Raw genomic sequence first — 25,205 nt, 5'->3', positions numbered from 1 at the left:
CTCCCGTCGCGCTACAGGCAGGCATAGCAGATCGCCCTGACATGGCGCAGGTCGGTGCCGCAACAGCCTCCGAGGACACGCGCGTTCTTGAGTTGCTTGCGCAGGCTGCGATAGCGATGGGCGAGGTCGAGGGGATCCCCAGCATCGAGTTCGGTTGCCATGTCGAGTTCGGTGTGGCTCAAGGTCGAGGCGTTCGCCCTCAAGCCCCCGATCCTGTCGAGCCAGGGTGCGCTGCCGGAGATGACCCGCTCGAAATGCAGGGGATGCGCGCAGTTGATCATGTAATGGAGGGGATAGGCCTCGGTTGCCTCATCGACGCGCTCGATCGCATGGCCCAGGGGCTCTCCGCTCGGGAGCCTGCCGTCGGTCTCCAGGGTGAAGGAGATGACGGCGGGCATTCGGTGAGCCTGCGCAGCGGCGGCGATGCCGATCGCCTCGTTGCTGTAGGTCATCGTGATGGCGCTCACCATGTCCGCTTCGGTGCGGGCAAAGGTCTTGACCTGATCCTGATGGTAGAGCTGCGCTTGCCGCGCGCTCATGCGCGTATCGATCCGATAGCCATCCCCACGCGGCCCGATCACGCCGTTGATCACGATCCTTGAATCGCTGGTTTCGTAGTGAGGACGCAGCTCCATCGCCAGCTGAACCGAGGCTCTCTGAACCTCCTCGATCATGGTGCGCGAGTAGTCCAGCTTGCGGGCCCAATCGGGATTGGCGCGCCAGGTCGGCGTATCCAGAATGAAGCCCTTGCCGTACTCGGCGGCGAGCGTGAGATAGGGCAGGAAATAGGCCTTGAGGCGGGCTCGGCCTTCTTCGCTGCGCACCAGCGGGAAAGCGGCGAAGAATGGCAATTCAAGCCCGTCACGAAAGGCGAGTGTCGTTTCCAGTCCGCCGTCCGTGAGGAATTCTCGCGCCAGGACCTGCGGAAGAATCGCCCTGTACTTGGCCATGGCCTTTCCCCTGTGTGGGATTGTCGCCGAACCCTTCCCGGAAAGGCGGATGCGTTCTGTGATCTGGATCACAGATGCTGTCAGGCGCCCCAGAGCGCGACGGAGATGCGTTGGCGCCTGCCGCGAATCTCGACTGTGCGAATGCTGTCGGGTTCGCGGTGGCGCTTCCGGATGTCGCCGGATGCGACGAGGAGCTCTGCTGAAACGGCAAGCGCGGCGCCTTGCTCCTTTGCGACTTCCATCAAGCGGCTCGCGACATTGACGCTGTCCCCGGTCGCAGTGATGTGCTGATGCGCTTCGTGCCCGAGACGAGAGACGATGACCGGGCCGAAATGGACACCGACACGAAGATCCGGATGGCCAATCGATACCTCTTCGCCGGTGGCCCACTCGCGCATATCCTTGAGCAGTGCCCAGGCCGTGGAGAGAGCGTGGCCGGCATCATCGGCGTGCGGATCTGGAATGCCGAACGCGATCATTGCACCGTCGCCCATGAAGGAGATGACGAGCCCGTCATGCGCGGTCACCTCGTTTTCGATGAGCGTGTGAAACGCCTTGAGAAATTCGCGTGTTCGCGTGAGGCCGGCCTGCTCGCTCAGCCGCGTGAAGCCCGAGAGGTCCACGAACAGGATCGCAACCGTCTGTTGCACCGGCTCGCGCAGGAACCCCGGGTCCCGTGCAATGCGATCTGCGAGCAATGGCGGCTGAAACTGCCGTAAAGCGGCTTCGGAACGGGCGATATCCGTGGCCTGGCGGCGGTCCCATGTCTGCCGTAAAACCACTGCGAGGACGACAGGTGGAATGACTGACGCCAGCGGGAGCGCCGAACTGAGCCAATAGCCTGCGGCGAAGAGCGCCGTGGTGGCCAGCAGCCAGGCAGCGAGACCGAAGACCGCTGCGCCGACGCCGATGCCGAGCGGAGCAGAGGCGATGAAGAAGACGGAGCCGGTGGCCAGCACGAGTGCCACGCCTGCGTCGAGCAACCGCACCTCGTGATCCCGGACCAGTCCGGTGCCGGCGATCAAATGAGCGATGCCGGTCGCCAGGACCTCCACGCCCGGCGTCACGGGATCGAAGGCGGTGCTGAAGGTGTCGCCGATAGCCGTGGCGGTGACGCCGACAATGACGATACGGCCCCGCAGGCGCTCTACGGGCACGGTGCCCGCAAGCAGGCCGGTTGCACTGATCGTTTCGAAGCTGCCTCGCGGGCCGTAGAACCGGAGCGGAAGATGGAATCCGAGGTCGAGCTTCACCGGGCTGCCTGCCAGGCGCACGGTATCGACGCCGAACACAGGAGCCTCGCCCTTGAAGCCTGCCGCCACACTTAGGACGAATGATGGCATGACCCCGCGGTCGGTCCGGAAAAGCAGCGGCACATGCCGCGGGGTGCCGCTTGCGTCGGATGAAATATTGACGAGACCGACGGCTGCCAACCGGTCGAACGGCGACAGCGGCCAGAGCATCTGTTTCGGTGCCGGTAATTGCGAGCTTCCTTCCTCGTCCCGGCCGAAGCTGCCGGCCGCGGCGACGAGTGAAGGCGTTCGTTCGAGAGCCTGGGCAAGCGCCTCATCTGTCTCGGGCGAGGTCGGGTCGACGAGCAGCAGGTCGAGTGCAAGGGTGCGTGGGGCCGCGGTTCCAATGGCGAGGATCATCCGAGCCAAAGTGGAGCGCTGGAGCGGGTAGCCGCGTTGCTGAGCCACGGTTTCATCATCGATGGCGATGATGACGATTTCGCCTGGGGGTGAGCGTCGACCGGCAATAAGCAGGCGCATGTCGGCGAGCGCCGCCTCGACTCGGTCGAGAGGATTGCGCTCGCCCGCGAGATGCATTCGCCCCAGAAATCCGGACCAGAGCGCGGCGATCACGAGGCAGAGGATGGTGATCGACGCGGGCAGGCGGACACTGCGCGTCGAGGTCACCGCCCGAACCGAGCAAGCAGCCCTGCGGCGCGCTCGCGGGACCAGCGGTGCACGTCAAGTCGCTTTTCCTGGGAGACGTCAACGCCATCGCCGGGATTGAGTTCGACGGGGTCCGTGCCATCGCGGCGCGTGACACGCACGCGCCCTTCGGCGACGAACACCGATGTCTTCGAGGTCGTTACGTCGACGGCATAGATCGTGCCGCGGACCGAGGCGATGGCGTGGGGCGTCAGGATCTGGAGGGGCCCGCGGCGACGGGGTAGCTCGACCAGAAGGCCTTTGCCATCCAATGCGATTGATTGAATCGCGCGGCCGGGCTGTGGCGATTGGACCTGGAAGCGGGTGGCGGCCTCCGCTTCAATGATCAGGCCACCGCTGCACCGGAACACGGTTCTCGGCGGATCGGTCCGCGCTGACGGGGTGCAGCCCGCAGGTTGTTGCGCGGCGGCGGGCGGGATCGATGCGCAAATGGCGCAAGCGGCAATCGAGAATCGGAGGAAGCGCATGGCAAGCCTCTCATGCTCGGTATTCAGATCGCGCCGGACTTCGCCAGCTGCCGAAAGCTGTCGACATTATGAATCACGAGGCGGCCCCGTCCAAGGGAGAGAATGCCGATCTGTTTCCAGCGCTGCAGCTGGCGGTTCACGGTTTCGCGGGTGACGCCGGTCAGCGCCGCCAGTTCCTCCTGGGAAATGTGCAGCTCGCTGCCATAGTCGGTGACGAGCACTTCGATGCGTCGCGCCAGCCGTGATGCGGCTGGAAGGAAGGCCGTGTCCTCCATGCGCTCGCTCATGCCGCGCAGCCGCTCGCAGAGCAATTCGATCAGCCGGATTGCAATCAGTGGCTCGTTGTCGAGCAGATTCAGGAAGTCACGCCGCGGCACGAAGAACATCTCGGTGTCTTCCAGCGCAATGGCGTCGGCGCTGCGGGCGCGACCGTCGAGAAGGGCGATCTCCCCGAAGACGTCGCCGCCTCCCAGCAGGTTCATCGTCAGCTGCTGGCCGGCATCGTCCGTGGTGCCAATTCGGATCCGGCCATGCCGGATGGCATAGAGGCCATCGCCGGGATCGCCCTTCAGGAACAGGACCTCGTGCGGTGCCAGGTGCCTCGGCAGGCAAATTGCGGCGATCTTGACCAGGGCGTCGTGAGCAAGCCCAGCGAAGAACGGATTTACCGATAGAAGCCGAACCACCAGATGCGGCGCGCTGCGCATTCCCAAGTCCCCCTGTTCTCTCCGTTGCTAGGAAAAGCTGACGCCTATGTGACCTGTTTCACAGAAGATAGCACGGGAACGGCCGAAAACCCCCGGCGAAGGCCGCAGCGACCGCAGCCCGCAGTCGCTGTGTGTGCCGCTCCGAACGGGAGTTTCGCCGTGCACCACACCGCCAACACTCATTCCACGCCGTTCAGGACAACCTCGCTCGAACCGCTGCGCGAGCCCGAGACAGTGACGCAGGCGGGCGAGTGCCCCTTTCTTGGCAGGATGACGCGCGCGAGCCGCGCGCTGGTCACATCGCTGGCGCTCGCCTTTGGCCCGCAGCGCGGGCAGTCGCAGAGCGTTGCCATGGATGCGCATACATTGAATGACATTGGGCTGAGCCACGCCGAGGCTGCCCAATGGGGGCCGCTGAGCCGTTACATGCCACGCCCCTGGGGCGAGACGGATACGCTGAACTGATGCGCAGGCGCAGGGAAGCTATTGTCCGCAACACGGGAAAATTGCGGTACGCTGGAGCGCAGCGCTCACATCACAGGCCGGATGCGCTCCATGGCGGATGGTTCCTCTCTGCAGGCGGCCCAGCGCTTGCGCTCGCGGCCAGGACAGGCGGCAGCGCAAACCACGCCTCAGGCGCCGGTTGAGGCGAGCGCGCCCGCAGCAACAGGCTTGTTTGCCTATATCTGGCGCAACAGCCGCCGGCAGCAGCTCCAGATCATCGCGATCGTGCTGCTGTCGTTTCCCTTTTACTATCTTTCGCTTGAGCTGCCGAAATACATCATCACGGACGCCATCCAGGGCCGCGCCTTTTCCGGTGGGCAGGAGACTGCACGGCTCTTCCGGTTCTCGCTCGCCCTACCGGCCTGGCTCGGGGGCAGCCGTGAACTTCTCAGCGGCGTCATGCTCGATCGCATCAGCTATCTGTTTGCGCTGTCCGGCCTGTTTCTGCTGCTGGTGCTCATCAATGGCGCCTTCAAATACGTCATCAACATGCGCAAGGGGGCCTTGGGCGAACGGCTGCTGCAGCGCCTGCGCGCCGACCTCTTCGCGACGCTGCTGAGTTTCACGCCCGAGGCACGGCGCCGGCTCAAACCGTCCGAGGCCGCGACTGTCATCAAGGACGAGGTCGAGCCAGTCGGCGGTTTCGTCGGTGATGCCTTCATCCAGCCGGTTCTGCTCGGTGGCCAGGCGCTGACGGCGCTGATCTTCATTCTGCTGCAGAATCTGGCGCTGGGGTCGATCGCGGCAGGCATCGTTCTCGTGCAGGCAGTGATCATTCCCCGGATGCGGCGTGAGCAGATCCGGCTTGGGCGACAGCGCCAGATCGAGTCGCGGGCCCTGGCCGGCAAGATCGGCGAGGTCGTCGAGTCGCTGGACGAGGTTGCTGGCCACGGCACCTCTGCGGTCGAAAAAGCACTCGTCGCAGTGCGCCTCGAGAGGCTGTTCGGCATCCGCTACCAGCTCTATGGGCGCAAATTCGCGGTCAAGTTCCTGAACAACCTGTTGGCCCAGCTGACGCCATTCCTGTTCTACACGATCGGGGGGTATTTTGCCCTGACCGGCCGTCTCGACATCGGCCAGCTCGTCGCGGTCATCGCCGCGTATCGTGACCTGCCGACGCCGGTAAAGGAACTGATCGACTGGGATCAGCAGCGTCTCGACGTCGAGGCGCGGTTTCAGCAGGTCACCCAGCAATTCTCGCTGGACGATGCCCCGGCGCCGGAACGGCCGCAGGCCCCGCTCTCCGGAGATGGGATCGTGCCTGGCGAAGGCATGATCGCGGCCAAGGGGCTGACGGTTCTTGGGCCGGCCGGCGACCGGCTGCTCGAGCGCGTTTCATTCGCTCTGCCCTTGGGGGGGAACATCGCCTTGATCGACAAGGCGGGGGAAGGGGCGGCTGCGTTCGCGTCTGTGCTCGGGGGCAGTATGGCGCCGTTCGACGGCGCGGTGACGCTGGCCGGTATTCCCTTGGCTTCGTTGTCCTCCGAACGGCGAGGGCGGACACTGGCCTATCTCGGAGCGGAGCCCGTCATTCTCGATGCGTCCCTGCGCGACAACATTCTCTATGGCCTGCGCCGCCCTGTTGTCGCCCAGGCCGGGGCCCAGCCCTGGTCGCTCGACTTCAGCGGCGCCGGCGTCGCGAGCAGGCACGAGCTCGAACGTCTCCTGGTCGAGGTGCTAGGCGTGGTCGGGCTCGCCGAAACGGTGTTTCGCTTCGGCCTGCAGCGCCAATTGAGTGCGGACGACCCGACCGAGATCGTCAACAGGGTTGCCGAGATCCGTACGAGAATTCGCTCCAGGCTGATTGGGCGCGGGGCGGGCGATGCGGTGGAGCCCTACGATCCCGAGCGATACACACGAAACGCGACCATCGGCGAGAACATCCTGTTCGGCGTCGTCACTGATCCCGGCTTCGCCGGGGAACGCCTGGCCAGTCACAAGCTGGTGCGCGCCATTCTGGACGCGCAGGGCCTGACCACGCTTCTGACCCAGATCGGGCGGCGTATCGCGGCGACCATGCTCGAGATCTTTCGCGATCTTCCAGCCGATCACGTCCTGTTCGAGCAGTTCTCCTTCCTTTCCGCGGCCCAGTTCCCTGACTATCAGGTCATTCTCGGGCGGGCCGAGGCCCGCACCCTCCGGGAGGCCGATCGCTCCCGGTTGATCGCGCTGGCATTTCTCTATGCGGAGCCGCGGCATCGGCTGGGGCTGCTGAGCGAGGCGGACGAGGTCCGCATCCTCGCCGCGCGGCAGTCTTTCCGCGCGCAGGCCACCCCGGAGATGGCGGATGCCATCGCCTTCTACGATCCGGCCCGTTACTGCCCGGCAGCCCCTCTGCGCGACAATCTCTTGTTCGGCTGCGTTGCCAGCAGCAGTGCTGCGGATGCGGAGCGCGCGCTCGAGGCCATCCGTGAGAGCCTGATCGAACTGGGCCTGGAGCGTGACGTCTATCGTTGGGGACTTGAACAACAGGCCGGCTATGGCGGACAGTTCCTGTTTCCGGCTGCGAAAGCGGCCGTTGCTCTGGCACGTTGCCTGATCAAGCGCCCGCAGATCATGATCCTGAACGACGCGTTGGCGTCGTTCGGGCAGGCCGAGGCTGCCAGGCTATTCGCACGGATCACGACCTTCATGAAGGGGCGGACCATTCTCGTTGCCGGCCGGCAGATTGCGGAACTGGGTCGTTTCGACGCCAGCCTTGAATTCCACGGAACCAACTCCGTCAGTTCCGCAGACGCGGCGGTTCAGACGCAAGCTCAGTCCGACGAGGCGTTCGTGAGCGATCAGTTTGACGCGGGCAGTATCGAGCTGCGCGCCCTGCGTTCCGTGCCGATCTTTGCCGATGTCGATACGGTGCGCCTGAGGTTGCTGGCCTTCACTGGCGAGCGGGTCGAGTTCGCGGCGGGGGAGGTCATCTTTCGCCAGGGAGACGAGTCGGACGCCGCCTATCTGCTGATCACGGGCTCGGCCGACGTCGTGTCCGAGGCGTCGGGGCCGCCTGTCCGGATCTCGACCATGAACGCCAACAGCCTGTTCGGTGAAATGGGGATCGTGACGGATGATCCTCGCTCGGCAACGGTCATCGCGACCACGCCGCTGACGGCGCTCCGCTTGCGCAAGGAGGTTTTCGTCGCTCTGCTGACGGAGTTCCCTAACATGGCCCTCTCGGTGACGCGGTTGATCGTCCGGCGCCTGCAGGACAATGTGGTTACGCTGAGCCATCGGCACTGAACCGGCCCCTGGCATGGTGCATCACGGCAGTTGCAGCGGATCGACCGAGATCGCCCGCTTCAGCGTCCTGAGACCGAAGGTCGTGCGTGACTGGCGAATTCCGGGGATCCGGTACAGCGTCTCACGGAGGAAGCGCTCGTAGTGGTCGGTGCCGCTGACCACGACCTTGACGAGATAGTCGTATTCGCCGGTGACGAGATGCGCCTCGACCACTTCGGGAATGCGCGCCAGCGCGTCCCCGAACGTGTCGAGCACCTTGTCGTCGTGCTTGTCGAGCGTGATCTCGACAAAGACGGTGTTGTTGAGCCCCAGGGCCGCGTGATCCAGGACTGCCACATAGCGCTCGATTGCGCCGCTTTCCTCCAGCCGCCTGACCCGCGTCCAGCAAGGCGATGGCGAGAGCCCGACCTTCTCGGCCAGTGCGCTCGTCGTCAGGCGGCCATCGGCCCGCAGGGCGGACAGAATCCGCCGGTCGATAGGGTCGAGAGCGTCGCTGCGCCTGGACTTGCCGGTCATCGGGCGAATCTTCTGTAAATGGAGACAGTGGCGGAAGAATTTGCCGAGATTGAGCCGAATGTCGAGCGTCTTCGGGAAAACTCTTTCCGTTTGCCGGATTAACGTCGTTGCGGCGATGGGGGTGCGTGATGACCGGGCGAATGCAACGGCGAGTTGTGGTGAAAGCGTCGACCAGCGACGCCTATGACGGGCTGGTCAGACTCCTGCTCGATGCCCAGCGCCTAGGCTTCGCCCTTGTCGAACTGTCGAGCTCCCGCCAAGATGACGGACGAACCGCGATCCGCATGGTCATCGAGACCGAAGGCGTCTCGGACTGCGCGGAGATCGGCTTCCGCCTTGCCCGCCATCCGGCGCTCGCAGCTGTTGAGGCTTTCGAGTTCGGCGACGAGCCGGGTTCATTCTATGTCGGCTCGCTGCATGCGGGTCGGCAGGGCGCCCTTGCCGGAGTGCGGGCATGACCGATCAGCCGTTGCGCTTTCATGTCCCCGAACCCGCCAGCCGCCCGGGCGGCAGGCCGGATTTCTCCAATGTCGTCATCCCGGAAGCGGGCTCGGTCCGCCGGCCTCCGGTCGATATCGATCCCAAGGAAATTCGCGATCTCGCGTATTCGATCATCCGCGTGCTCGACCGGGAGGGGCAGGCTGTCGGCCCGTGGGTGCCCGATCTCGACAGGGATGCTCTGATCCGGGGCATGCGCCACATGATGACGCTGCGCGCCTTCGATGCCCGCATGCAGATGGCGCAGCGCCAGGGCAAGACCTCGTTCTACATGCAGCACACCGGGGAAGAGGCGGTGAGCTGCGCCTTTCGCATCGCGCTCGGCCCGGAGGACATGAATTTCCCGACCTATCGCCAGGCCGGGCTCCTCATCGCGCATGATTATCCGCTCGTCGACATGATGTGCCAGATCTACTCGAATGAGCGAGACCCGATCAAAGGCCGCCAGCTTCCGGTCATGTACTCGTCGAAGGCGCACGGCTTCTTTTCGATCTCCGGCAATCTCGCCACCCAATTCGTTCAGGCGGTAGGCTGGGCCATGGCCTCGGCGATCAAGGGCGATCGCAGGATCGCCGCCGCCTGGGTCGGCGACGGCTCGACAGCGGAGTCCGATTTCCACGCCGCCCTGGTCTTCGCCTCGACCTACAAGGCCCCGGTCGTCCTCAACGTCGTCAACAATCAGTGGGCGATCTCGACCTTCCAGGGCATTGCCCGCGGCGGCTCCGGCACTTTCGCGGCGCGCGGACTCGGCTTCGGCATTCCGGCCCTGCGCGTCGACGGCAACGACTACCTTGCGACCTACGCAGTGGCGCAATGGGCGATCGAGCGCGCGAGGCGCAATCTCGGGCCCACGCTGGTCGAATACGTCACCTATCGCGCCGGCGCCCACTCGACCTCGGACGACCCCTCCGCCTATCGGCCCAAGCATGAATCGGAAGGTTGGCCGCTCGGCGACCCGCTGATCCGGCTGAAGCAGCATCTGATCGCATTGGGCGCCTGGACTGAAGAGCGGCACAAGCAGGCCGAGGCCGAGATTCTCGCAACCGTGATCGCTGCGCAGAAGGAGGCCGAGGGCCACGGCACCCTGCATGCCGGCGGCAAACCCTCGGCACGCGACATCTTCGAGGATGTCTATGCCGAACTGCCTCCGCACCTGCGCCGGCAGCGTCAGCAGATCGGAGTCTGACGCGATGGCTCGAATGACGATGATCGAGGCGATCCGTTCGGCGCTCGATGTCTCGATGGGGCGCGACGAGAACGTCGTGGTCTATGGCGAGGATGTCGGCTTCTTCGGCGGCGTGTTCCGATGCACCCATGGCCTGCAGCAGAAATACGGGGTGAACCGCTGCTTCGACGCCCCGATCAACGAACTCGGCATCGTCGGCACGGCAGTCGGCATGGCGGCCTATGGCCTGCGCCCCTGCGTCGAGATCCAGTTCGCCGACTACATGTATCCGGCTTACGATCAGATCGTCTCGGAGGCGGCCAGGCTGCGCTACCGTTCGGCCGGCGATTTCACCTGTCCGCTGGTGATCCGCATGCCGACGGGCGGCGGCATCTTCGGCGGCCAGACGCATAGCCAGAGCCCGGAGGCGCTCTTCACCCATGTTTCCGGGCTGAAGACCGTGGTGCCCTCCAACCCGCATGACGCCAAGGGCCTCTTGATCGCCGCAATCGAGGATCCCGATCCCGTCATCTTCCTCGAACCGAAGCGGCTCTATAACGGCCCGTTCGACGGTCATCACGATCGCCCCGTGACACCCTGGTCCAAACATGAGCTCAGCGAGGTGCCGGACGGCCATTTCGTGCTGCCGCTCGGCAAGGCCGCGATCCGGCGCGAGGGCGCGAGCGTCACCATCATCGCCTATGGCACCATGGTTCATGTCGCCGAAGCGGCAGCCGAAGAGACCGGCATCGACGCCGAGGTCATCGATCTGCGCAGCCTGCTGCCGCTCGACCTCGATACGATCGTGGCCTCCGTGCGCAAGACCGGCCGCTGCATTGTCCTGCACGAGGCGACGCTGACCTCGGGGTTCGGCGCAGAACTCACGGCCCTGGTGCAGGAGCATTGCTTCTACCATCTCGAGGCGCCCGTCATGCGCGTCGCCGGCTGGGACACTCCCTATCCGCATGCCCAGGAATGGGCCTATTTCCCCGGCCCGGCGCGCGTCGGCGCCGCCCTGCGTGAGATCATGGAGAGCCGATGATGGCGGAACGGGTCATCAAGCTTCCGGATGTCGGCGAGGGCATTGCCGAGGCCGAGCTCGTCGAGTGGCACGTCAAAGTCGGCGACATCGTGCGTGAGGACGATCTCCTTGCTGCTGTGATGACCGACAAGGCGACGGTCGAGATCCCGTCGCCGGTCGACGGGGAGGTGGTCTGGGTCGGCGCCGATATCGGCGACACCGTTGCGATCGGCTCGGCGCTGGTCCGGCTGAAGGTTGCAGGCGAGGGCGCGACTGATCCTGGCGAACCGGAAGGGAGCGCGGCGCCGGAGCTGGTCGTTGTCGAGCAGCCTGTCGCCGCGCCGAAGAACGAAGCTCCCGCCCCCGCTCCGGCAAAGCTGACCGAGGCCAGGCCCGCTGCATCGCCCAAGCCGCGCGCGGTCTCAGCTCCCACGCTGAGCGCCGTACCGAGGCGGCAGGCTGGCGAGAAGCCGCTCGCTTCGCCGGCCGTCCGGCTGAAGGCGCGCGAGGCCGGGATCGACCTGCGCCAGGTCGTGGGCTCCGGCCCGGGTGGGCGCATCACTCACGAGGACCTCGACAGCTTCGCGTTGCGCGGGCCCGAGGCCGAACGAGCGCCAGGGCTGGCGCGCCTGACCGCCGTCACCGACATCAAGATCGTCGGCCTGCGCCGCAAGATCGCCGAGAAGATGGCGCTGTCCAAGGCGCGCATCCCCCACATCACCATCGTCGAGGAGGTCGACGTCAGCGCGCTGGAGGACCTCCGCGCAGTCCTGAACAAGAAGCCGACGCTCGAGCGACCGAAGCTGACGCTTCTGCCCTTCGTGATGCGGGCGCTGGTCAAGGCGCTGGCCGAGCAGCCGAACCTGAACGCGCTGTTCGATGACGAGGCCGGGATCGTCCACCAACATGCCGGCATCCATATCGGTATCGCGACCCAGACGCCGACCGGACTGATCGTGCCGGTCGTAAAACATGCCGAGGCTCGTGATCTCTGGGACTGCGCCCGGGAACTCGGCCGGCTCGCCGAACGGGGACGCGAAGGCATCGCGACCCGGGACGAATTGACGGGTTCAACGATCACGGTCACATCGCTCGGCGCGCTCGGCGGCGTCGCCACCACGCCGGTGATCAACCACCCCGAGGTCGCCATCGTCGGCGTCAACAAGATGATGATCCGGCCGATGTGGAACGGCACGAGCTTCGTCCCGCGCAAGATGATGAACCTGTCGTCGAGCTTCGACCATCGCGTCATCGACGGCTGGGATGCGGCCGTCTTCGTGCAGCGGCTCAAGGAGCTTCTGGAAAACCCGGCAATGCTCTTCGTGGATGCCTGACGCCATGACCGAGATCACCTGCAAACTGCTTGTCATCGGCGCGGGCCCGGGCGGTTATGTCTGCGCCATCAGGGCTGGCCAGCTCGGCATCGACACCGTGATCGTCGAGAGCACGAAGCTTGGCGGCAGCTGCCTCAATGTCGGCTGCATTCCGTCCAAGGCGCTGATCCATGTCGCCGATGAATATGAGAAGCTGGCCACGGCCGCGCAGGGCAAGACGCCGTTCGGGCTCACGGCCTCGGCGCCGGCGCTCGATTTTAAGCAGGCCATCGGCTGGAAGGACGGGATCGTCCAGCGCCTGAACAACGGCGTCGCCGCGCTCTTGCGCAAGTCCAAAGTCAAGATCGTGCATGGCCGGGCTCGCTTTCGCGACGGCAAGACCGTTGCCGTCGAGACCGAGACGGGCCCGAAGCTGATCCGGGCCGAAACAATCGTCATCGCCACCGGCTCTGCGCCGGTCGAGCTGCCCTTCCTGCCCTTTGGCGGCACTGTGATCTCGTCGACGCAGGCATTGTCGCTGCCCGCGGTTCCGGGGCGGCTGGCGGTCGTCGGTGCCGGCTATATCGGCCTGGAACTCGGGATCGCCTTTGCGAAGCTCGGCTCGCAGGTCACCCTCGTCGAGGCGTTGCCACGGATTCTTCCGCTTTACGATGCCGAGCTGACCGCGCCGGTCGAGAGATCGCTGTCGAGGCTCGGCGTCGGGCTTCTGCTCGGGGCGAAGGCGCGCGGCGCGACTCCGGACGGCAAGTCCCTGCTGGTGGAGACGGCGGAAGGCGAGGAACGGCGGATCGCGGCGGACGCGACACTCGTCACCGTTGGCCGCAAGCCGGTGCTGTCCGATCTCGGGCTCGAGGAACTGGTGCTCGACATGGATGGCAGCTTCATCCGCATCGGCGAGCGCTGCGAGACCTCGATGCGCGGTATCCATGCGATCGGGGATGTCACCGGCGAGCCGATGCTGGCGCACCGCGCCATGGCGCAGGGCGAGTTGGTGGCGGAGATCGTCGCCGGCCTGCCGCGCGCCTGGGACAAGCGTTGCATTCCGGCGATCTGCTTCACCGATCCGGAAATCGTCTCGGCCGGTTTTTCACCGGGCGAGGCGCGTCGCGCCGGCTTCGAAATTAAGACCGGGCAGTTTCCGCTGGCTGCCAGCGGCCGTGCGATGACGCTCCACAGCGAGCAGGGCTTTGTGCGCATCGTCGCGCAGGCCAACACCCATGTGATCCTGGGTATCCAGGCAGTCGGGCAATCCGTCTCCGAACTCAGCGCGGCGTTCGGGCTCGCCATCGAGATGGGCGCAACGCTCGAGGATATCGCCGGAACGATCCACGCCCATCCGACGCTTGGCGAGGCCGTGCAGGAGGCGGCGCTGAAGGCGCTCGGCCACGCCATTCATATCTGACGCGATTGCGGCTGTGACTGCGCTACGGCCCGGGCTTCATTCGGCAGCCCGCGCAACCGAGGGGATGACTGCCGGTCTCGGCTTCGCTGTGCCATCGCCCTGCCTTCGTTCGCTGCGCCGGGGCGGCTCGATTTCGAACGAGATGGTGCAGCCCGTTTCGGTGTCGGCGATGATCAGTTCCCGGCCGTACTCGGCCAATGTATCCGAGACGATTGCAAGGCCCAGTCCGGATGAATGATGACTGTCCGGAGCGAAGTGGACGCCACGTTGCAGGATCAGTTGGCGTCGGTCTCCCGGCACGCCGGGCCCATCATCGCTGACCGAGAGAACGGTGCTGCCGCCGTCAGCGGTGTGGACCTGCACCGTAACGGCGCTGCGTGCCCATTTGCGCGCATTGTCGAGCAGATTGCCGACGACCTCGGCGAAGTCGTCGGTTTCCATCGCGGCGCTGACGTGTTCGGGAATCGTGACGCTCCAGCTGATGCTGTCGGCGCTGTCGATGCGGCTCATCAGATCGACCAGCCGGTTAACGATCGGCAGCACGAGCGTTCTCATGCTCACTGCCTGGATCGCACCGTGCGTCCGCGCTCGCGCAAGCTCGCGCTCGACATGTGCGCCGATCGCTTCGCATTGTTCACGCAGAATGGCTGCATGCGCGTGCTGTCCGGACTTTTCAAGGCGCGCCACTTCGCTCGACAGGATCGTGAGCGGCGTCTTCAGCCCGTGGGCCAACAGGCCCGCCCTGTCGCGCGCCTTGCGCACCAGCTCATCCTGGCGATCGAGCAGCCTGTTCAGATCATCGACCAGCGGCTTGATCTCCTCGGGAAGGGTACCTGTCAGGCGCGATGTGCGGCCTTCGCGCACGGCGGTGAGACTCGCGCGTAGCTGATGAAGGGGGCGCAGGCCGAACCGCATCTGCAGCCAGGCCCCACCGATCAGCAACAATGCGAGCAGGAACAGGATCTTGGCGACATCGAGGGAGAAGGCGTGGCGCAGTTCGCCGATATCGGCATGATCAAGCGCGACGGCCAGCTGGAACGTCCGTGGGCCATCGGCGCCATCGAGCTTCACCGAGCGTTCGAGGACGTAGAGCTCGGAGTTGTTCGGCCCGTCGATCTCGAACGCGCCCTTGCTCTTGTCCTCCCCCTTGGCCGTGCTCGTATCGAGGATCTGGTCCCAGAGCGAGCGCGAGCGCAGATGCTGCACCGCCCCTTCGCTGATCTGCCAGTAGGCGCCGCCATAGGGCAGCTGATAGCGCGCATCGGCGAGATCGTGGTTGATCAGCGGGTTGCCGTCCGCATCGAGCTCGAACGCCTTGGCGAGTTCGCTGGAGCGGATCTCCAGCTCGATCGCGATGCGCTTCAGGACATGCTGCTCGAACACCAAGATGAGCGCTGCGCCTGCGGCCGCGAGCGTCACGGCAATCGTCAGGGCTGCGATCGTCAGGATGCGCTTGCGGATCGAGCCCGAGCTCATCGCCTCAGCCCCCGATGATGTAGCCATGGCCACGCCGGGTGCCGATCGTCTCCGCCCCGACCTTCCGGCGCAAGCGCCCGACCAGCACTTCGACAGCGTTGCTGTCGGGTTCGTGATCGCCGCCATAGACATGGTCGATCAATTCGCCCTGCGACACAACCCGCCCCTGATTATGCACGAGGTAGCGCAGCAGCCGATATTCCAGCGGAGACAGCTCGACATTGCGCCCGCCAACCGCAACCGTTCTGCGGCGCGTGTCGATATTGAGGTCTCGATAGACCAGTTGAGGCGTCAGGTGACCGCCAGCTCTGCGAATGAGTGCGCCGACCCGGGCGACCAGTTCCTCGGCCTGAAACGGCTTGGGCAGATAGTCGTCGGCGCCGGCGTCTATGCCTTCGACGCGCTCCATCCAGGCGCCGCGCGCGGTGAGGATCAGAATAGGTGTCCTGACCGAGGCTGCCCGCAGCTTGCGGACAACCGAGAGCCCGTCGAGCTTCGGCAGGCCAAGGTCGAGCACGAGCGCATCGAAATCGTCCGTCTCGGCGCGAAACCAGGCGGCCTCTCCATCATGGACGACCTCCGGAACATAGCCGGCTTCCGTGAGCGCGGAGGCGACATCGCTGGCGATGCGCCGTTCGTCCTCCACGACGAGAATTCTCATCATCGCCTCCGCATTTGGAGGATCCGGTTGCGCCGGGCGTCGACTACGACTTCGCGGTAGCGGCCTGCGCCGTCGAGAACCAGTAGTTCATAGCGCCATTCGCCCGTGGGCGCGAGGCGCAGATCGACCTCGAGCACGTCACCGGGAACAGCCGCGCGCACCACTGACAGGACGGCGCCGAGCGACACGACCTGTCCTCCCTGGGTCGCCTGACGTGCGAAATCGGCACTCGTATTGCCCCAGTGCTGGCCGGTGCTGACGGCATCCTCGCCGTTCCTGCCGCCGCGACCCGAGCGACCACGCTGATTGTCTCCCGAATTCTGGCTCGCGGCGGACCCGCCGTCATGGCCCGATCTGCCGCTGCCGGAATTGCTTCCGCTGTTGCCGGAGCCTCCGCCGCCGCTGGATCCGGAGCCGCCGCTGGAGCCACCGCTGCCACCGCCGGAGCCGCCGCCGCCGGAACCGCTACCTCCGCTTCCGCCTCCGGAGCCACCTCCACCTCCGGAGCCTCCGGAGCCGCCCCCCCCACCGCCGCCAGAACCGCCGCCGCCCCCGCCGCCATCGCCTCCGCCATCCTTGGCAAAGGAGGGGGCGATCCAGGCCGGGCTTGTCGTGACGAGCGCAAATACGACCGCGAGGGCCGGAACCGCGCGCCACAGGGCGATGTTGCGTGAATGTCGCATGGTAGCTTTCGAAGCTACGACACCCAAGCTGACATTTCCCTGACAGGCCGCGTCAGGCTGGCGAGGTTCGAGGGCGCGCAGGCTCTGCTCCGTCACCGAGGAGAGAATGATCGGCGGTGGCTATGGCAAGGAGATACGACCATGACATTGCGATCACTTATGCTGGCGACCACCATCCTGGTGGCGACCACCGGCTCGCAGGGCGCGAGCGCCGCCATCCGTGACGACAGCTCGCCTCACCTGGAAGGCATCATCCGCCTGGGGGCGTCAGCCCTGTCCCGGAGCGGTGAGGGCGAGAACGATTCCCCAGCTCACAAGAGTGCGACCTCGCATGAGGACGCGGCCCGCGTCATCCTGGCGCGCGACGGCGGCGGGGGAGGTGGCGGCGGAGGCGGCGGCGGAGGTGGTTCTGGAGGCGGAGGGAGCGGTGGAGGCTCCGGTGGTGGCAGCGGCGGCTCTGGCGGAGGCAGCGGAGGCAGTGGCGGCGGAAGTGGCTCCGGCTCCGGCTCAGGCTCCAGCGGCAGTAGCGGCGGCAGCGGCCGCGGTGGCGACAGCGGTGGTGGTCTCGGCGGTTCGTCGAGCGGCGGTGGCAGCGCAGCCGATGCGCGTGGCCGCGGCGCCGATGATGGAGCCGGTCATGCCCGAGGCGGTCGCGGTGCTGATAACGCTGTAGGTCAGGCTCGGCATGGGCGTGGAGCGGATGATCCGGCCGGCCATGTGCGGCAGGGMCGGGGTGCGGACGATGCRGTCGGYCAGGCCCGGCGTGGGCGTGGAGCGGACGATCCGGCYGGCCATGTGCGGCAGGGCCGGGGTGCGGACGATGCAGTCGGCCAGGCCCGGCGTGGGCGTGGGGCAGACAATCCGGTCGGCGACGTACGTCGCGCCCGCGGCGCCGACGACCCGGCCGGCCATATCCGGGGTGGCCGCAGGGCGGATGACCAGGCCGGTCATCTCTGAAACAGGCCGATGCGCGAGGCTCAACGCCGCCTCGCGCATCCTCTGGCATCCTGCCTGATGTGGGAAGCGAGAGGCTGGACAGGCTGGCTGTTTCGGCTCGGCGAGCGCGACGGTGACTGCGAACGGCTTGCGCGATAGGTTGGCCTAAACTAGGCGCACCCTCGTGAAGCAACGGTTCCTCGCGTTTCTCGGATTATGGATACCGCTGGCGCTCATCGCCCTTGCCCTGGCGGCTGCTACCGAATTCGTCCGGGTGCGGGACGGGCTGGAGCGGGATGGCGGCACGCTGCACCGCGTCCTGTCGCAGCGCGTCGATCAGCATGACGCCCATCTGACCAGCCTCGCAGCAGTCCTCGCAAGCTCGGATGCATCATCCGCAACCTTCCAGGCTGTGGTCGAGGCGATGCAGCGCTTCTATCCCCGCATCGCTGCTGTCGCCCTGATCGATTTCCCCAAGTCATCCGAAATGGATGTCGGCAGCCCACCATCTGCTCTCCGGGATTTCGACATGGCGGCGCTTGCGGGAAAGCTCCGCGAACTCGGGCCAGGGCAGGCTGGGACGGTCGCCAGCCGAGGGGGGACGCCGTTCTACGCGCTGGTCAAGCGCCTTCCCGACACTGCGTCCGAAGTCCGCGCGCTCATCCTGGTGATCGACGGCAAGCTCCTGGTCGAACCGGAGGGCGGCCAGCCGCACGAGATCGCTCTCGTGCTTCGGGATGCTGCCGGAGCGATCCTCGTTCAGACCGGGGTAACCCTTCCCGAACAGGGAGTGATCCCCCGTCTCACCTATGAAAGGGCGCTGGGCAGTCGGTCACAGCCGCTCGTGCTGCACCTCGCCGGGCAGCCGGTTCTGGCGGATCTCCTCCCGCCGCGCACCGCATTCGTCGTCCTGACCGCGACGGGGCTCGCGGTCTTCCTGTTGCTGGTGATCCGGCGCGAGAGACGGCGAACGGCGGGCGCAAGGGAGGCCATGCGCCTGCACCAGCATGAGGCCCGGCTGGCCCATGCGATGCGGGTCAATACAGTCGGTGAAATGGCGTCCGGCATTGCCCATGAGATAACCCAACCCCTGACGGCGATCCTCAGCCAGAGCCAGGCGGGCCTTCGCCTGGCTCGGTCGGGAGGGAAAACCCCCGACGAACTCGTGAGCGTGCTTGAGGCCAATGTCCGTCACGCGCGGAGGGCGGGCGAGATATTGGAGCGGCTGAGGGCCTATGTCTCACGACGTGATCCGGTCCGGCAGCCTGCAGATCTCAACCAGATTACCCGCAATGTGGTCGAACTGGTCGAACGCGACCTGCAGGAGCGCGCGATCACGTTGCGGCTGGAGCTGAGCCCCATTCCGCCATGGGCGGTGGTGGATCGCGTTTCCATCGAGCAGGTCGTGCATAATCTGGTTCGAAACGCTGCCGAGGCGCTCGACGCGATGCCGGAGGAGCGGCGCGTGATCACGATCAGGGTCCGGGAGGTTGCGGGGGAGGCGGTGATTTCGGTCGCGGATCAGGGGAGCGGCATCGCGGATGCCGATATGGCGCGCCTCTTCGAGCCGTTCTTCACGACCAAGAGCGGCGGAATGGGCCTTGGCCTGCCATTATGCGAGCGCTTGGTCGAAAGCGCGGCCGGACGCATGGAAGTCCGGAACGGAGCGGCGAGTGGGGCCGTCTTCACGATCCGTATCCCCGTCTTGATCGCGGAGCGGAAGGTTGCTGCGGAATGAAGCCGGCTGCACGCACGGTCTATCTGGTGGATGACGACAGCGATGTCAGGGAAGCGTTGACCCTGCTGTTGAAGACCATGGGATTCGCCGCGAAGCCGTTTTCGAGCGCGCAGGCTTTCCTTGATCGCCCGGATCCGCGGCAGGATGGCTGCGTGGTCGTCGATATCCGCATGCCGGGGGTCTCGGGTCTGCAGCTGCTCGAACGGATGGCCACCGCGGCAGTACGTATGCCGACGGTTGTGATCACCGGCCATGGCGATGTCACCGCCTGCCGGCGCGCATTCAAGGCCGGGGCCGTCGATTTTCTGACCAAGCCGGTCGATGAGCAGGTTCTGCTCGAAGCGATCGAGGCCGGTTTCGCGCAGCGCGACGACCTGAGCCGGGATCAGGCAGAGCGGACCGAGCGGGCCGCACTGCTCGCTCGCCTGACCCCACGCGAGCGCGAAATTCTCGATCTGGTAGCGCAGGGCCGGTCGACCAAGGAGATCGCACGCGCTCTCGACCTCTCGCCCCGCACGGTCGAGACCCATCGTGCCAATATCGGGGTAAAGCTTGGCGCGACCTCGGTTGCCGCCATGGTGCGGGCCGCGCTTTAGGGCTCGGCCTCCGGCAGGTCTCCGTATGATTACGGAGATGGCTCCGGCACCGCACCGATAATCTTCGCCGCCGCCTCGGGCTAACCTTTCTCCGTCGAGCACAGGGTTCGATCACGCTCAGTACCGGAGAAATCATGTCCATGATCCGCCTTGCTGCCGCCGCAGCCCTTGCGCTTGTCCCCGTCGTCGCCGGGGCTCAGGTTCTTCAGGAACGGAACATGCCGCTGGCCATCGCCCAGGAACTCGCCCAGGCCACCGTCGAGGCTTGCGCGGCCAAGAATTTCAATGTGACGGCGACCGTCGTCGATCGTGCCGGGCTCGTGCGCGCCGTGCTTCGCGCCGATCGGGCCGGGCCGCACACTGTCGAGGCCAGCCGCGCCAAGGCTTTCACCTCTGCCTCTGCCCGCAACGCTACCTCGGCGATCGCGGAGGGCGCCGAGAAGAATCCGGCCGCTCGTCATCTTGCGTCGATCGAAGGCTTCCTGCTGCTCGGCGGCGGCGTGCCGGTCAAGGTCGGTGACGAGGTCATCGGTGCGGTCGGGGTCGGGGGCGCTCCCGGGGGGCATCTTGATGAAGAATGCGCCAATGCCGGCATCGAGAAGGTGAAGGCGAAGCTGCGCTGAGACTATTCTTAGGCATGTCGATGAAGGCGGCCGGCGCTCGGCCGTCTTCGGGATCGTCGGAGTGGGGCAATGTCGAGAACGCTGTTCGCCGCCGTAATCCTCGCGGTCGCGACCCTGTCGGGCCAAGTGCGGGCGCAGACGCCGCCGAGTGCCGCGGAATTGTCCGCCTATCAGGGCCTCCACGCCGCTGCCGCGTCCGGCGACGTCGCCCGGGTCAACCACCTTGCCGCGACGGGGGCTGACCTGAACGCCCGGGACGGGAACGGCCGCACGCCGCTCCATGTCGCGGCCTTTCGCGGGCAGGGGGCCGTGGCGTGCGCCCTGATCGTCGCGGGAGCGAACCCGGCGCTTCTCGACCACCAGCGTTATGATGCCGTCACCATCGTCGCAGTCAGTGACGATGTGCCGACGTTGAAGGCTCTGCTCGCCGCGGGCGCGGCCGCGACCCTCGTCACCAGCCGCTATGACGGCACCGCGCTGATCGCCGCCGCCCATCTCGGCCATGAGGGCATCGTAGAAGAGCTGATCAAGGCGAAGGCGCCCCTCGATCACGTCAACAATCTCGGCTGGACAGCGCTGATGGAGGCGGTGGTGCTCGGCAATGGCGGCCCACGGCATGTCGCGACCGTGCGGGCCCTGGTCGCTGCCGGCGCCAATCCCGGGATTGCTGATCGGGACGGCCTTACGCCGCTGCAACATGCCCGCGCTCGGGGCTATAAGGCCATCGTCGAGGCGCTTGAAGGCAGGCGCCTTCGCTGATCCAAGCCGGGCCCGGCAAATCTCTCGGGCGCTGGTTCGCGCCGGGCTCACGTCAGGCGGCCGTCCTCAGGACCGCTGTGACCTCGGAATCCTGGACAGCGCGAAATGAGCGGGCTGGGTGTCCGCGCGGGTTGTCGACGTCAGGCTAAAGCATCGGCCCGAAAAGTGGATCGCGGTTTTCGGAAAAGCCGATGCAAACACAGAAGGCCAGATCATCGGACCGGATACGATATCCGGTCTGATGATCTGGCCTTGGGCGGCGAGCGCTATCCGGCCTCAATCAGCCAACCGGTGTTCAAGCACCTGATAGAAATCATCATTGGCGGGATCCGCAGCCAGCGCGAGGGTCGTCTCGTCGGAGGGGACACTCAGCCCGCCGGCAAACGCCTTGAAGGCGTGGGCAGATTCCTCTTCCAGGAAGCAGAGCCGTATCGCCATCTTGTCCCTGGGCAGGGCGACAACGCGATAGGGGATTCCCCGCAGACTGAGCCACGCATCCATGGCGTCGAGCTTGAGGCGCAGATTCACATCGTCCGTCGTGACCAGGACGTGATGAATCCAGTGGGGGGCATCAACGACATCAAGGCATGCCATGCCAATTTCCCCCGCTCGCAGATTTTCTCACCGCGCTGCTCTTAAACCTGAGGTTTCTCGCTTAGGTTGTATAGGGTGAATTCCTGCTTGTTCGCAGAATTGAGCTGCCCCCCGGGAAAAATCGCGCGGCACGTGCGCGGTGGTTTCCGGAGTGTTCGTTCAGTCCTGGATCGACCGACCAGGGGCGGCTCGCATGCAACCTCACAGGCGCGCTGCAGGCGCCATCACGCCAGGCGCGAGAACCAGCCATCTGCATCGCTCGCTTGCCTCGGCTGTGCCCTGGATCTCCAGAATTCGAAGAGGCTTTCGGCGGCTCTTGCTGGCGGGCGGAGAGCCATGAGCTGGATGGAAGCGTTCATGGGCTTGACACCGATTTGGTCATATGGAACGTTCCAGTTCGAAGCTGGAACGTTCTAGAAGCCCGGCTCATGGAAACGCGACATGGAGAAAGTGCATGGACGAGCATAATCCGTCACGCCGCGCCGCTTTGGGCGCGCTAGCCTTGGGGACGGCCGCCGCTGCTGCGGTCACTGCAAGCACGACGACAGCCAGCGCCTCGACGCCTGAGGAATTCACCAAGCGCGGCAGCATTGCCATCGGTGTCGTGTCGGGCGTGCCGCCTTTCGGTATCGTCAATGAGCGCGGCGAAGCATCGGGCTACGATGTCGATGTCGCCAATCTCATCGCCAAATACATGGGCGTGAAGGCGGAGATCACCGCGCTGGCGCCGCCGGCACGCATTCCCGCCTTGCAGGCCAAGCGTGTGGACCTGCTGGTCGCGACGCTCGGACCGACGCCGGAGCGCGCCAAGACCATCGTCTTCCCGATGCCTTACAGCGCCTTCCGCATGTCGATCATGGGCGCGAACGATCTGGCCGCGAAGTCTCTGGCTGATCTCGCCGGCAAGCGCGTCGCGGTTCCGCGCGGCAGCCCGCAGGACACCACGCTGACGCGCATGGCGATGCCGGGTACGAACATCGTGCGCTTCGATGACGATGCGATCTGCGCCCAGGCGGTCTTCAGCCGCCAGGTCGATGCCGCGGCCCTTCCGGACACCACGGTCAATCAGATTCTGGGTCAGAACAAGGGCGCCAACGCCGAGCTCAAGTTTGCCTTCGCGCTGCAGCCCAACTCGATGGCTGTCCGCAAGGACCAGATGGAGCTGCATCAGTGGCTCAACAACACGATCTGGTTCATGAAGAACTCTGGAGAGCTCGACGAAATCTCCAAGAAGTGGCTCAACGCGCCTCTGCCGGAACTCCCGGTCTTCTGAGCTAGCGCGCCGGTGCGCCCCGGCGGCGCACCGGCTTCGTCTTCTCCCGCGATCGAAATGTCAGCACTATGCCAAGCCTCGTCTTTTCCGACGTTTGGGCGCAATTAGACACGCTCCTGAGCGGCCTTCTGCAGACCGTCTGGATCTCCGCTGTCGCTATCGTGCTCGGCGTGGTCATCGGCGTCCTGTGCGCGGTCGCGCGCAGCGCACGCAGCCGGCTCCTGCGCGTTCTTGCAGCCGGATATGTCGAGGGCATGCGCAACACGCCCTTCATCGTCCAGCTCTTCCTCGTCTTCTTCGGGCTTCCCGGCCTGGGCATTCAGATCACGGCGATCCAGGCCGGGCTGATCGCGCTCACCCTCAATCTCGGCGCCTATTCGGCAGAGATCATTCGCGCTGGAATCGAGGCCACCCATCGCTCGCAGATCGAGGCCGGTGCGGCACTCGGACTGAGGCGCCGCGACATTCTGCTCCACGTCGTGCTTCTGCCGGCCCTGGAGCGGGTCTGGCCGGCGCTGTCGAGCCAGTTCGTCCTCACCATGCTTGCCTCATCGATCCTCTCCCAGATTTCCGTCGAGGAACTGTCCTCTGCGGGAGCCCTGATCGACAGCCGCACCTATCGCTCGATGGAGGTCTACATCATCCTCGCCGGCTTCTATCTCGGCCTCACGATGCTGTTCCGCCTGAGCTTCGATCTCGCCGGCCGGTTCCTGTTTCCGCGCCGTCGCGCGGTGGCGGTGCGTCGATGATCCGTTCCTTCGGTCCTGCCGAATTCACCTTTCTCGTCGAGGCGGCGCGCTGGACCGTGCTGCTCTCGCTGCTGGCCTTCATTGGCGGCGGCGCGATCGGCATGGTCGTCGCGCTGATGCGGGTGTCGCGCAACGCCATGCTCAGGAACATCGCAGCCGGCTGGATCAGCGTGGTGCAGGGCACGCCGGTGCTGATCGTGCTCTTCCTCGTCTTCTACGGCCTGCCGTTCCTCGGCTTGCGCTTTCCACCCCTCGTGGCGGCGGCGCTCGGGATGACGGTCTATGCCAGTGCCTTTCTGGGCGACATCTGGCGAGGCTGTATCGAGGCCGTGCCGCGCCAGCAATGGGAGGCGGCGTCCTCGCTCGCGCTGAAACCGGCGCAGCGCATGATCTATGTCGTGCTGCCGCAGGCCGTCAGGCTGGCGGTACCGCCGACGGTCGGCTTCATGGTGCAGATCGTCAAGAACACCTCGGTGGCGTCGATCATCGGCTTTGTCGAGCTGACGCGGGCCGGCACCCTCATGAACAACGTGACATTCCAGCCCTTCTGGGTCTTCGGCTCTGTCGCACTTCTTTACTTCGCCATGTGCTGGCCGCTGAGCGTGATGAGCCAGCGGCTCGAGAGGAGGCTCCATGCCGGTCGTCGTAGCTGAGGACGTTCGCAAGTCGTTCGGATCGCTCACCGTCCTCGACGGTGTCTCGCTGAGTGTTTCCGAAGGGGAGCTGATCGCGGTGATCGGCCGCAGCGGCTCGGGCAAGAGCACCTTCCTGCGTTGTCTGAACGGCTTGGAGACGCCTGATTCCGGGCAGATCATCGTTGCCGGTCACGCGCTTGCTCCGGGTGAGGAGGCCCTGCGTGCGCTGCGCCAGGATGTCGGCATGGTGTTCCAGTCTTACAATCTCTTTCCGCATCTGACGGTCGGTAAGAACATCGAGCTGGCGCCCAGGCTGGTGAAGAAGATCGGCAAGGCCGAGGCTTCGGATATCGCCCGTTCCGTGCTCGCCGAGGTCGGGCTGGCCGAGAAATACGACGCCTTCCCGGAGCAGCTCTCAGGCGGGCAGCAGCAGCGTGTCGCGATCGCGCGCAGCCTGGCCATGCGTCCGAAGGTGATGCTCTTCGACGAGGTCACATCGGCGCTCGATCCGGAACTGACGGGCGAGGTGCTCAAGGTCATGGAGGGCCTGTCGCGGTCCGGCATGACCATGCTGCTTGTCACACACGAAATGGCTTTTGCGAGGAAGGCGGCGAGCCGGGTGGTCTATTTCCACCAGGGACGCATTCACGAGCAGGGGCCACCCGAGGAGTTCTTCGGTGCGCCGAAGACTCCTGAACTGCAGCAATTCCTCGGAGCCGTTCTCTAGCG

General features: G+C 65.6%; 25 protein-coding genes. 15 read left to right on the top strand and 10 right to left on the bottom strand.

Translation table 11 applies throughout. The annotated features are described in order from the left end of the window. Nucleotides 1-11 precede the first annotated feature (11 nt). The 4 genes from AC1DW9_RS28240 to AC1DW9_RS28225 form a co-directional block, all read right to left on the bottom strand. Complete coding sequence (locus AC1DW9_RS28240) at nucleotides 12-950, bottom strand: homocysteine S-methyltransferase family protein (RefSeq protein ID WP_441507842.1); 939 nt, start codon at nucleotides 948-950, stop codon at nucleotides 12-14. Between the two features lie 80 nt (nucleotides 951-1,030). Beyond that, nucleotides 1,031-2,869: a CHASE2 domain-containing protein gene (locus AC1DW9_RS28235; protein WP_441507843.1), complete on the bottom strand. Its 1,839-nt coding sequence runs from the start codon at nucleotides 2,867-2,869 to the stop codon at nucleotides 1,031-1,033. After that, nucleotides 2,866-3,375, bottom strand: a complete 510-nt coding sequence (locus AC1DW9_RS28230) for a FecR domain-containing protein (RefSeq protein ID WP_441507844.1) — start codon at nucleotides 3,373-3,375, stop codon at nucleotides 2,866-2,868. The genes AC1DW9_RS28235 and AC1DW9_RS28230 overlap by 4 nt, the downstream gene beginning before the upstream one ends. A gap of 23 nt (nucleotides 3,376-3,398) precedes the next feature. Then, complete coding sequence (locus AC1DW9_RS28225) at nucleotides 3,399-4,082, bottom strand: Crp/Fnr family transcriptional regulator (protein ID WP_441490284.1); 684 nt, start codon at nucleotides 4,080-4,082, stop codon at nucleotides 3,399-3,401. A gap of 159 nt (nucleotides 4,083-4,241) precedes the next feature. Here AC1DW9_RS28225 and AC1DW9_RS28220 point away from each other — a divergent pair, with 159 nt between their 5' ends. Both AC1DW9_RS28220 and AC1DW9_RS28215 read left to right on the top strand, forming a co-directional pair. Continuing rightward, nucleotides 4,242-4,547, top strand: coding sequence for a hypothetical protein (locus tag AC1DW9_RS28220; RefSeq protein ID WP_441490283.1), 306 nt, complete (start codon nucleotides 4,242-4,244; stop codon nucleotides 4,545-4,547). Nucleotides 4,548-4,637: 90 nt separating this feature from the next. Beyond that, nucleotides 4,638-7,817, top strand: coding sequence for a cyclic nucleotide-binding domain-containing protein (locus tag AC1DW9_RS28215; RefSeq protein WP_441507845.1), 3,180 nt, complete (start codon nucleotides 4,638-4,640; stop codon nucleotides 7,815-7,817). A gap of 21 nt (nucleotides 7,818-7,838) precedes the next feature. Here AC1DW9_RS28215 and AC1DW9_RS28210 read toward each other — a convergent pair whose 3' ends face one another. After that, nucleotides 7,839-8,333: an Lrp/AsnC family transcriptional regulator gene (locus AC1DW9_RS28210; protein ID WP_441490281.1), complete on the bottom strand. Its 495-nt coding sequence runs from the start codon at nucleotides 8,331-8,333 to the stop codon at nucleotides 7,839-7,841. Nucleotides 8,334-8,491: 158 nt separating this feature from the next. Here AC1DW9_RS28210 and AC1DW9_RS28205 point away from each other — a divergent pair, with 158 nt between their 5' ends. Genes AC1DW9_RS28205 through lpdA form a run of 5 tightly spaced genes read left to right on the top strand, consistent with a single transcriptional unit; the run spans nucleotide 8,492 to nucleotide 13,753 of the window. Continuing rightward, nucleotides 8,492-8,791 (top strand): hypothetical protein, encoded by a 300-nt coding sequence (locus AC1DW9_RS28205; protein ID WP_441507846.1) that lies wholly within the window; start codon nucleotides 8,492-8,494, stop codon nucleotides 8,789-8,791. Next, complete coding sequence (locus AC1DW9_RS28200) at nucleotides 8,788-10,017, top strand: 3-methyl-2-oxobutanoate dehydrogenase (2-methylpropanoyl-transferring) subunit alpha (RefSeq protein WP_441490279.1); 1,230 nt, start codon at nucleotides 8,788-8,790, stop codon at nucleotides 10,015-10,017. The genes AC1DW9_RS28205 and AC1DW9_RS28200 overlap by 4 nt, the downstream gene beginning before the upstream one ends. 4 nt (nucleotides 10,018-10,021) lie before the next feature. Beyond that, nucleotides 10,022-11,038, top strand: a complete 1,017-nt coding sequence (locus tag AC1DW9_RS28195; protein WP_441507848.1) for an alpha-ketoacid dehydrogenase subunit beta — start codon at nucleotides 10,022-10,024, stop codon at nucleotides 11,036-11,038. After that, on the top strand, nucleotides 11,038-12,351 hold the full coding sequence (locus AC1DW9_RS28190; RefSeq protein WP_441507849.1) for a dihydrolipoamide acetyltransferase family protein: 1,314 nt from the start codon (nucleotides 11,038-11,040) through the stop codon (nucleotides 12,349-12,351). The genes AC1DW9_RS28195 and AC1DW9_RS28190 overlap by 1 nt, the downstream gene beginning before the upstream one ends. Before the next feature lie 4 nt (nucleotides 12,352-12,355). After that, a complete protein-coding gene (gene lpdA / locus AC1DW9_RS28185; RefSeq protein ID WP_441507850.1) occupies nucleotides 12,356-13,753 on the top strand; it encodes a dihydrolipoyl dehydrogenase in 1,398 nt (465 codons plus the stop codon). 36 nt (nucleotides 13,754-13,789) lie between these two features. Here the strand turns inward: lpdA and AC1DW9_RS28180 are convergent, their stop codons facing one another. The 4 genes from AC1DW9_RS28180 to AC1DW9_RS28165 form a co-directional block, all read right to left on the bottom strand. Then, complete coding sequence (locus AC1DW9_RS28180) at nucleotides 13,790-15,256, bottom strand: ATP-binding protein (protein ID WP_476768629.1); 1,467 nt, start codon at nucleotides 15,254-15,256, stop codon at nucleotides 13,790-13,792. Continuing rightward, nucleotides 15,234-15,890, bottom strand: coding sequence for a response regulator transcription factor (locus AC1DW9_RS28175; RefSeq protein ID WP_441507852.1), 657 nt, complete (start codon nucleotides 15,888-15,890; stop codon nucleotides 15,234-15,236). Before AC1DW9_RS28175 ends, AC1DW9_RS28180 begins: the two co-directional genes overlap by 23 nt. Continuing rightward, on the bottom strand, nucleotides 15,890-16,573 hold the full coding sequence (locus AC1DW9_RS28170; protein ID WP_476776571.1) for a PepSY domain-containing protein: 684 nt from the start codon (nucleotides 16,571-16,573) through the stop codon (nucleotides 15,890-15,892). Before AC1DW9_RS28170 ends, AC1DW9_RS28175 begins: the two co-directional genes overlap by 1 nt. 507 nt (nucleotides 16,574-17,080) lie before the next feature. After that, complete coding sequence (locus AC1DW9_RS28165) at nucleotides 17,081-17,569, bottom strand: hypothetical protein (RefSeq protein ID WP_476768628.1); 489 nt, start codon at nucleotides 17,567-17,569, stop codon at nucleotides 17,081-17,083. A gap of 124 nt (nucleotides 17,570-17,693) precedes the next feature. On the opposite strand from AC1DW9_RS28165, the gene AC1DW9_RS28160 reads away from it, so the two are divergent. From AC1DW9_RS28160 to AC1DW9_RS28145, 4 genes are all read left to right on the top strand, one after another. Further along, complete coding sequence (locus tag AC1DW9_RS28160) at nucleotides 17,694-19,247, top strand: sensor histidine kinase (protein WP_441507855.1); 1,554 nt, start codon at nucleotides 17,694-17,696, stop codon at nucleotides 19,245-19,247. Beyond that, a complete protein-coding gene (locus AC1DW9_RS28155) occupies nucleotides 19,244-19,843 on the top strand; it encodes a response regulator transcription factor (RefSeq protein ID WP_441507856.1) in 600 nt (199 codons plus the stop codon). The genes AC1DW9_RS28160 and AC1DW9_RS28155 overlap by 4 nt, the downstream gene beginning before the upstream one ends. A gap of 134 nt (nucleotides 19,844-19,977) precedes the next feature. Beyond that, the gene (locus AC1DW9_RS28150; protein WP_441490269.1) at nucleotides 19,978-20,466 is read left to right on the top strand and encodes a GlcG/HbpS family heme-binding protein; all 489 of its coding nucleotides are present in this window, start codon (nucleotides 19,978-19,980) and stop codon (nucleotides 20,464-20,466) included. Nucleotides 20,467-20,535: 69 nt separating this feature from the next. Next, nucleotides 20,536-21,225: an ankyrin repeat domain-containing protein gene (locus AC1DW9_RS28145; RefSeq protein WP_476768626.1), complete on the top strand. Its 690-nt coding sequence runs from the start codon at nucleotides 20,536-20,538 to the stop codon at nucleotides 21,223-21,225. A 276-nt stretch (nucleotides 21,226-21,501) separates the two neighbouring features. On the opposite strand, the gene AC1DW9_RS28140 is transcribed toward AC1DW9_RS28145, so the two are convergent. Beyond that, nucleotides 21,502-21,819: a hypothetical protein gene (locus tag AC1DW9_RS28140; RefSeq protein WP_441507858.1), complete on the bottom strand. Its 318-nt coding sequence runs from the start codon at nucleotides 21,817-21,819 to the stop codon at nucleotides 21,502-21,504. Between the two features lie 454 nt (nucleotides 21,820-22,273). Between AC1DW9_RS28140 and AC1DW9_RS28135 the strand changes: the two genes are divergently transcribed. The 4 genes from AC1DW9_RS28135 (at nucleotide 22,274) to AC1DW9_RS28120 (ending at nucleotide 25,203) form a co-directional block, all read left to right on the top strand. After that, nucleotides 22,274-23,092: a transporter substrate-binding domain-containing protein gene (locus AC1DW9_RS28135; RefSeq protein WP_069877798.1), complete on the top strand. Its 819-nt coding sequence runs from the start codon at nucleotides 22,274-22,276 to the stop codon at nucleotides 23,090-23,092. Between the two features lie 68 nt (nucleotides 23,093-23,160). Then, on the top strand, nucleotides 23,161-23,841 hold the full coding sequence (locus AC1DW9_RS28130; protein ID WP_441490266.1) for an amino acid ABC transporter permease: 681 nt from the start codon (nucleotides 23,161-23,163) through the stop codon (nucleotides 23,839-23,841). Next, nucleotides 23,838-24,494: an amino acid ABC transporter permease gene (locus AC1DW9_RS28125; RefSeq protein ID WP_441507859.1), complete on the top strand. Its 657-nt coding sequence runs from the start codon at nucleotides 23,838-23,840 to the stop codon at nucleotides 24,492-24,494. The genes AC1DW9_RS28130 and AC1DW9_RS28125 overlap by 4 nt, the downstream gene beginning before the upstream one ends. Continuing rightward, a complete protein-coding gene (locus tag AC1DW9_RS28120) occupies nucleotides 24,475-25,203 on the top strand; it encodes an amino acid ABC transporter ATP-binding protein (protein WP_069877795.1) in 729 nt (242 codons plus the stop codon). The genes AC1DW9_RS28125 and AC1DW9_RS28120 overlap by 20 nt, the downstream gene beginning before the upstream one ends. The last annotated feature ends 2 nt before the right edge of the window (nucleotides 25,204-25,205 follow it).

This window comes from Allobosea sp. P4_E12, assembly GCF_056401655.1.
Note: the sequence above shows the minus strand (reverse complement) of the source record. Positions and strands in the feature narration are given on the sequence as shown.